This window comes from Sphingomonas bacterium, from assembly GCF_903644135.1.
Taxonomy (GTDB): Bacteria; Pseudomonadota; Alphaproteobacteria; order Sphingomonadales; family Sphingomonadaceae; genus Sphingomonas.
Map to the genome: position 1 here is coordinate 1 of NZ_CAHJXA010000120.1, position 8049 is coordinate 8049.

At 63.5% G+C, this 8049-nt stretch carries 5 protein-coding genes and 1 pseudogene; 5 read left to right on the plus strand and 1 reads right to left on the minus strand.

Annotation, left to right across the window (positions count from 1 at the left end; translation table 11 throughout):
* The 4 genes and pseudogenes from HUU96_RS07940 to HUU96_RS07955 all read left to right on the plus strand — a co-directional run.
* Positions 1-283, plus strand: a pseudogene (locus tag HUU96_RS07940) (exodeoxyribonuclease VII large subunit); the annotation flags it as partial.
* 12 nt (positions 284-295) lie between these two features.
* Positions 296-496, plus strand: a complete 201-nt coding sequence (locus tag HUU96_RS07945; RefSeq protein ID WP_174292296.1) for a DUF2093 domain-containing protein — start codon at positions 296-298, stop codon at positions 494-496.
* Positions 493-1356, plus strand: a complete 864-nt coding sequence (locus HUU96_RS07950; RefSeq protein ID WP_174292297.1) for a M23 family metallopeptidase — start codon at positions 493-495, stop codon at positions 1354-1356. Before HUU96_RS07945 ends, HUU96_RS07950 begins: the two co-directional genes overlap by 4 nt.
* Positions 1357-1514: 158 nt before the next feature.
* On the plus strand, positions 1515-4646 hold the full coding sequence (locus HUU96_RS07955; protein WP_174292298.1) for a TonB-dependent receptor: 3132 nt from the start codon (positions 1515-1517) through the stop codon (positions 4644-4646).
* 52 nt (positions 4647-4698) lie between these two features.
* On the opposite strand, the gene clpB is transcribed toward HUU96_RS07955, so the two are convergent.
* Positions 4699-7278 carry an ATP-dependent chaperone ClpB gene (gene clpB / locus HUU96_RS07960; RefSeq protein ID WP_174292299.1) on the minus strand — a complete coding sequence of 860 codons (2580 nt, stop codon included), beginning with the start codon at positions 7276-7278 and terminating at the stop codon, positions 4699-4701.
* Between the two features lie 212 nt (positions 7279-7490).
* Between clpB and HUU96_RS07965 the strand changes: the two genes are divergently transcribed.
* Positions 7491-8049 (plus strand): penicillin acylase family protein (locus HUU96_RS07965; RefSeq protein WP_174292300.1); only part of this gene is annotated, 559 nt, incomplete at its 3' end.

An 8049-nucleotide genomic window follows, 5' to 3' on the forward strand; every position in this document is an offset into this window, starting at 1 on the left:
GGAGACGGCGCGCGCGCGGGTCGAGGCAAGCTGGCGATTGATCGCCTCGCTCAGCCCGCAAAAGGTGCTGGAACGTGGCTATGCCCGCGTGGAAGCACGGGCGGACGGCGCGACGCTGACCGGCGCGGCGGCGGTCCGGGCGGCGGGGACGCTGCGCCTGATCCTTGCCGATGGCGCGGTCGACGCCCGTGTCGATCAAGCGAGCACCGGGCGAGCGCGGGTTGAGCGCGGCGGGGCGCGGCTTTATGACCGGAGCAAGTCGGAACAGCCCAGCCTGTTGTAGAGGAGTGCCACGATGCTGATGTCCAACTCCGACCGGCCGGCGCGGCTGCATTTCATGGCCAACGGTTTTCGCGTGCTCAGCCCCGGCGACCATGTCGTCTGCGCCGCGACCGGCGCGCGCGTTGCGCTGGAGGACCTGCGCTACTGGAGTGTCGTGCGGCAGGAGGCCTATGCCGGCGCGACCCTCGCCAGCGAGGTCCTCGCGCCACGATGAGATGGCCGGGCAGGCTGGCGGCGGCGCTGCTCGGGCTCGCAGCGGTCGCAGCGGCGGTGCCGGCGCAGCAGGACCTCCGGGCGAGCGAGGCGGGGCTGCGCTGGACCGGCGAGGTGACGCAAGGAGGGCTGATCAAGGGCCAGGTGCCGGCGGGGGCGAGCACGCTGACGCTTGACGACAAGCCGGTGACGATTGCCGCCGACGGCCGCTTCATCATCGGCTTCGACCGCGACGCACCGACCGCTGCGACGCTGACCGTCACCTTCGCCGACGGCCACCGCCTCGTCCGCCCGCTGACGATCGCTGCGCGCGGCTGGAACATCTCGCGGCTGCCGACCCTCGCCAAGACGCCGCTCCCCGACGCCGAGTTCGCCCGCATCAGGCCGGCCGAGCAGGCGCAGATCGAAGCCGCGCGGCGCACCGTCACCGATGCCGCCGGCTGGCGGCAGGCGTTCAGTTGGCCGCTGACCGGCCGCATCTCGACGCTGTTCGGGTCGCAGCGCATCTATGCCAATGGCGAGGCGGGCTCCTACCATTCCGGCATCGACATTGCCCGGCCGACCGGCACCGTCGTGCTCGCGCCCGCCGACGGCGTCGTGATCTTCGCCGCCGATCATCCCTTCACGCTGGAAGGCAACCTGCTGCTCGTCGACCACGGCATGGGCCTAGAGAGCGCGTTCCTGCATCTGTCCCGGATCGACGTGCGAGCCGGCGACCATGTCCGTCAGGGCCAGCCGATCGGCCTGGTCGGTATGACCGGCCGTGCCACCGGCCCACATCTCCATTGGGGCCTGCGCTGGCGCGGCGCGCGGCTTGATCCGCTGCTGGTGGCGGGGGCGATGCCTGTTGCAACAAGGTGACAATAGGTCGGCAACCGACTTACGTCTTTCAATGCCGGCTTTACAGATTGATTGCCGCAACGCACCAACGACGCAGGTTCACGAGATCGGTCGTGAAATGAGCATCGCTCGCCGGCGGACCGCAACAGCGTCGCAGGGGGCTTGAGAAGGGGACCGCAATGAAAACCTTGGTATCTGTGCGTAAGGCACTTCGCGGCGGTGCCGCCCTGCAGGCGTTGGCACTTTTGGGTGCAGGCGTTGGCATGGCCACTATGGCTGCTCCATTGGCCGCACAGGATTATACCACGGGAGCAATCTCCGGATCGGTGACCGGCGATAATGGCGCTGTTGGCGGAGCGCAGGTAACGCTGCACTCGCAATCGCAGGGCCAGACACGGACTCTCGTCGCATCGGCTAGCGGCTCCTTTTCAGCGGCTGGGCTGACGCCTGGTACATATGACGTAACGGTGCACGCTGATGGTTTCAGAGACTATGCTGATACCCTGACGATTGCTGCTGCGCAGGAGAGCCGGGTTACCCTTCTTCTGACCAGCGCCAGCGCTGGCGCTGACGTCGTTGTCACTGGATCGCGCCTTCGGCAGGATTTCACTAAAACCCAGTCTGGGTTGAACATCGACGTGCCGGCCTTGGCGTCTCAGGCACCCATCGGACGCGATATCACCTCGCTCATCCTGTTGGCACCGGGCGTGACTCGCGGAGTTCCAGGCTTCAGCAATGCGGCTGGTGAGTCGGTGCCCTCGATTGGTGGTTCGTCAGTCGCGGAGAACGCCTACTACATTAACGGCTTGAACATCACCAATCCTGACACCTACGTCGGTTCGTCGCGGGTGCCGTTTGATTTCTACAAGACCGTTGATGTTCAGACCGGCGGCTATGCGGCAGAATTCGGACGCGCTACGGGCGGTGTAATCAATGCGACGACCAAGTCCGGTTCGAACACGCCGTTCATGGCAATTCACGGCAACTCCGAGCTAGCATCGCTGCAATCTCGCCTGCCCAACATTGGGTTGGCCGGTAATCCGTCGACTATCGGCAACTTGGCGCGTGACAGCAACCAGCAGCTGTCAATCGAGGGCGGCGGCGCGTTGCTTAAGGATCACGTGTTCGTATATGGTCTATTCCAGGCTAACGACCGCACGACAAAGCGTGCGTTTCCGCTGGCTGGTACCTATGAGCGGGATGAAAGCAGCGACCCGTTCTACGGCGGTAAGGTCGATATCTATTTGACCCCGACGCAGCATTTAGAGGCTACTTATTTTACCACGAAGCAAACCACCTATATTAACGACTACGGGTTTGCTGCAAACCCGCAGTTTACCGGTGGTACAATCGGCACAGCGACTGGGCGGGAAACGCAGAAGATTGGTGGTGACAATTACGTTTTCCGTTATACGGGTAACGTCACCGACTTCTTCCAGTTATCCGGTGCTTATGGTGTCAGCAAGGATGCCAACGACGTGGCTCCTAGTAGCCCGAACTCTTATTATGTGTTGTATCGGGCGGCTACTGCGACTGCCAACGGCCCGGCAAGTTTGATATCTACTTTGCAGCCTTTTTCAGGTCAGACGATCGACGATACCAAGCGGCGCTTCTATCGATTCGACGGTGACTTGCGGTTTGAGTTGCTTGGCCGCCACCATATTCGGTTCGGCATGGATAATGAGGACCTCAGCGAAACTAAGATCACGCAGCTGAACGGCACGCTGCCGATCCAGTATGATTACCGCGCCAGCCCCAATGGCGTCCGCCTCACATATGAGCGTCTTGGTGGCGCGGTCTCTGGCCGCGATCGTGCTTTCTATCTTCAGGATTCGTGGGAGCCGTTGACCGGTCTCACGGTCAACTTGGGCGTTCGTGACGACGAATTTAATCAGTCTAACCTGTCGGGTCAGCAGTATCTTAATTTCAAAGGTAACTTTGCGGGTCGGGCGGGTTTCAGCTACACGCCAAATAACGACTCTAAGTTCCGCTTCAGCGGCAGTTATGGTCGTTACTTTATTCCCCCGGCGATGAACCTCGGCTTCCGTGGTCGTGATAACTACTTCCGCGAGTATTTCGCTTATCCTGCCGGATACAATGCCCTGACCTTCCCCAAGGACCCAGTTACCGGCTTGCCGCTGATCAATTTAGGGGTACCGCTGACTGGCATTGCCGGTTATGGGACGACATGTCCGGCCGGGCTTGCGGGTGCTCCAGGTAATCCGACGTCGCCTGCAGGCACTGCCGCTTGTACTGTCTTCGGTGCAAACTTCCAAGATCCTGCGGCAGCCAAGGTGGCAATAGGTACTAAAGCCACTTATGAGGATGAATTCATCCTCGGCGCTCGTTATCAGTTGAATCAGCGTGTCTCGGTGGGCCTGCAGGGTGTTTACCGCAAGTTGTCTAGGATTTCAGAAGACACTGATTTCGCTCCTTTCTTATATAATGCTCTGAATTGCGATAACCCAACAGCAGCAACGGCTACATCATGTAATTTCTACAGTGCCAATTCGGCTTACTACATCTGGAACCCGGGATCTTCTACTTTAAAGGTGCGGGATTTCGCCAACACCGCCAATACTGTAACGCTGACCGGACTAACTTTTCCAAAGCCGACACGAGACTATAAGGCAGGAATTTTTGACTGGAAGGTAGCGGATAACGGCAAGTGGTTCACAACCGGCTCCATCACCGTGTCACGCTCGTATGGCAACTATGAAGGCACGGTTAAGTCGGATGCCGGCAACGGCGCTCAGACGGACGCTGGCTCAACGCAGGATTATGATTACCTTGGCTTAACCGATTACTCGAAGGGCATCCTGCCCAATGATCATACACTGGAGATCAAGACCTTTGCTGCTTACCATCTAACGGACTATCTGTTGGTCGGTACCAATCTGCTATTCCAGTCTCCAGCTCATGAGTCCTGCGAAGGTATTCATCCAACCGATCCCAACGCAGCAGGTTATGGTCCGTCGAGTTTTTATTGTGCCGTTGGTGCTTTGAGCGCTGCAGGAACTTATGCCACGACCGCACCGTCTCCGCGTGGCACCGGGATCAAAACCGACTGGACCAAACAGGTCGACCTGTCAGTCCGCTTCACCGTGCCCGGTGCTGTTTTGGGCAAGCATCTGGTACTACGCGCTGATGTGTTCAACGTGTTTGATGCTCACAATGTTGTGCAGTATTATGTTCAGCACGAGACCGGAAAGACAGCAGCTGGTGCTTATGTTTCCGACCCACTTTACGGCACGCCGCTAAGCTATCAGCAACCTCGTTTCGTTCGCCTGGGTTTTGACTTGGCGTTCTAAGATAATTCTAAACTCAAGAAGGGAGCGGAGGATAATCCTTCTGCTCCCTTTTTTATTGTCCATTTGTTAGCAATAGCGCTCCATTCTCCTCATCCACCCGCACCATCGCCCCGTCCTTCACCTCTCCTCTCAGGATCATCTCCGCCAGCAGGTCCTGTAAATGCCGCTGCACCGCACGCCGCAGCGGCCGTGCGCCGTAGACTGGGTCATAGCCGACGCGACCGAGCCACGCCCGCGCCGCATCGGTCAGCTCCAGCGTCACCTTGCGATCGCGCAGCAGCCTGCCCACCCGCGCCACCTGGATGTCGACGATCGGTGCCATGTGCGCCTGGCCGAGCCGGTGGAACAGGATGATTTCGTCGAGCCGGTTGAGGAACTCGGGCCTGAAATGGCCGCGGACGATCTCCATCACCTGCGGCTCGACGCCGGCGACGCTCTCCTCCTCGCCCAGCCCCGCCAGATATTGCGACCCGAGGTTCGAGGTCAGCACGATCAGCGTGTTGCTGAAGTCGACCGTCCGCCCTTGGCCGTCGGTCAGCCGGCCGTCGTCGAGCACCTGCAGCAGGACGTTGAACACGTCACCATGCGCCTTCTCGACCTCGTCGAACAGCACCACCTGATAGGGCCGCCGCCGCACCGCCTCGGTCAGCACGCCGCCCTCCTCATACCCGACATAGCCCGGCGGCGCGCCGATCAGGCGGGCGACGGCGTGCTTCTCCATGAACTCGCTCATGTCGATGCGGACCATCGCCGAAGAATCGTCGAACAGGAACTCGGCGAGCGCCTTGGTCAGCTCGGTCTTGCCGACGCCGGTCGGTCCCAGGAACAGGAACGACCCCAAAGGCCGCCCCGGGTCCTGCAGCCCCGCGCGCGCACGGCGCACCGCCGTCGAGACCGCGCGCACCGCCTCTTCCTGGCCGATCACGCGCTTACCGATCTCCGCTTCCATGCGCAGCAGCTTGTCGCGCTCGCCCTCCAGCATCCGGTCGACCGGCACCCCGGTCCAGCGCGACACCACCCCGGCGATGTCGTCGGCGGTCACCTCCTCGCGCAGCATCGCGCCGGCGGTCTGGCCCTGCGCGTCGTCGAGCTGCTTCATCAACTGCGGAATGGTGCCGTACGAAAGTTCGCCCGCCCGCGCGAGGTCGCCCGATCGCTGCGCCTGGTCGAGCGCGACACGCGCGGCGTCGAGCTGTTCCTTCAGCTTGGCCTCGGCACCGATCTTGTCCTTCTCCGCCTGCCAGCGGGTGGTAAGCGCCGCCGACTGCTCCTCCAGATCGGCAAGTTCGCCCTCCAGCGTCGCCAGCCGGTCGCGCGAGGCGGCGTCGGTCTCCTTCTTCAACGCCTCGCGCTCGATCTTGAGCTGGATGATTCGGCGGTCGAGCGTCTCGATCTCCTCGGGCTTCGACTCCACCTCCATGCGGATGCGGCTGGCGGCTTCGTCCATCAGGTCGATCGCCTTGTCGGGCAGGAAGCGGTCGGTGATGTAGCGGTTCGACAGCGTCGCCGCGGCGACGATCGCGGCGTCGGTGATGCGGACGCCGTGGTGCAGCTCGTACACGTCCTTCAGCCCGCGCAGGATGCTGATCGTGTCCTCGACGGTCGGTTCGCCGACGAACACCGGCTGGAAGCGCCGCTGCAACGCCGGGTCTTTCTCGACGTACTTGCGATACTCGTCGAGCGTGGTCGCACCGACGCAATGCAGCTCGCCCCTCGCCAGCGCCGGTTTCAACAGATTGCCGGCGTCCATCGCGCCCTCGGATTTGCCCGCGCCGATCAGCGTGTGCATCTCGTCGATGAACAGGACGACGTCGCCCGCCGCCGCCTTGACCTCGTCAAGCACCCCCTTCAGCCGCTCCTCGAACTCGCCGCGATACTTCGCGCCTGCGATCAGCGCGCCCAAGTCGAGCGCCATCAGCCGCCGCCCTTTGAGGGTGTCGGGCACGTCGCCGTTGGCGATGCGCAGCGCCAGCCCCTCGGCGATAGCGGTCTTGCCGACGCCGGGCTCGCCGATCAGCGCCGGGTTGTTCTTGGTGCGGCGCGCCAGGATCTGGATGGTGCGGCGAATCTCCTCGTCGCGACCGATGACCGGGTCGAGCCTGCCGTCGCGCGCCGCCTGGGTCAGGTCGCGCGCGAACTTCTTGAGCGCGTCGTAGCGCTCTTCGGCACCAGCGGTGTCGGCGCTGCGGCCCTGGCGCAGCTGGTCTATGGCTGCGTTGAGGCCCTCGGGCGTCACGCCGCCGGCCTTGAGCGCGCGGCCGGCGACGCCGGTCGACAACGCCAGCGCCAGCAGCAGCCTCTCGACGGTGACGAAGCTGTCGCCCGCCTTGCCTGCGATCTGTTCGGCCTGGTCGAGCACCCGCACCGCGTCGTTGTCCAGCCCCGGCGATCCTTGCGCGCCCGAGCCGGTCACCGCCGGCACCTTGGCCAGCGCCGCGTCGACTTCACTTGCGGTGCGCATCGGGTCGCCGCCGGCGGCGCGGATCAGCCCGGCGGCCATGCCCTGCTCGTCCTCCAGCAGTGCCTTTAGCAGGTGCTCCGGCCCGATCCGTTGATGGTTCAGCCGGATCGCGACGGTCTGCGCCGACTGGAGGAAGCCCTTGGCGCGGTCAGTGAATTTCTCGAGGTTCATGCTGGCCCCTTCGTTGAGCATCGGATGTAGTGTTGCCCTAATGCCACACAAGCCTTCGTCGGGCCGGGGAGCGGCCAAAGGTTCCGGCGGCGGGATGGCGGCGAAGGGTTGTCCTCACTTCCGTCGTGCCGCAAAAGCCGGCGGCGCGCAGGCGAGCCCATGGACCCCGGAACACGTCCGGGTGACGGTGGGCGGAAATGTGGAGATCGGCGATGGCCCGACGGCTATCTAAACGCATCGGGTTCGGACTTCTGGCCGTCATCCTTCTCGTCGCCATCGGCCTCGCCGTGTGGGAGCCGCTGACCTCCACCCGCGCCGCCGCGCCGCCGCCGCGCCGCTACGACACCGTCATTGCCCGCGACCGCTGGGGGGTGCCGCACATCTTCGGGCGCACCGATCCCGACGTCGCCTATGGCATCGGCTACGCGCACGCCGAGGATGATTTCGCGACGCTGCAGGAGGTGCTGGCGATGACCCGCGGCCGCGGCGGCGCGGTGACCGGCACGGACGGCGCGGCGGCTGACTACGCCTTCCACCTGCTCGGCGCACGCGCGACGGTCGACCGCGACTATGACCGCCAGCCCGCCGACGTGCGCGCGCTGCTCGACGGCTATGCGTCGGCGCTGAACCTCTACGCCGCGCGCCATCCCGGCGAGGTCAGGCTGGCGAAGCTGTTCCCGGTCGACGGCCACGATGTCGCGGTCGGCTTCGTCCTGCGCTCGCCGTTCTTCTTCGGGCTGGAGAACACGCTGGGCGCGCTCGCCGACGCCA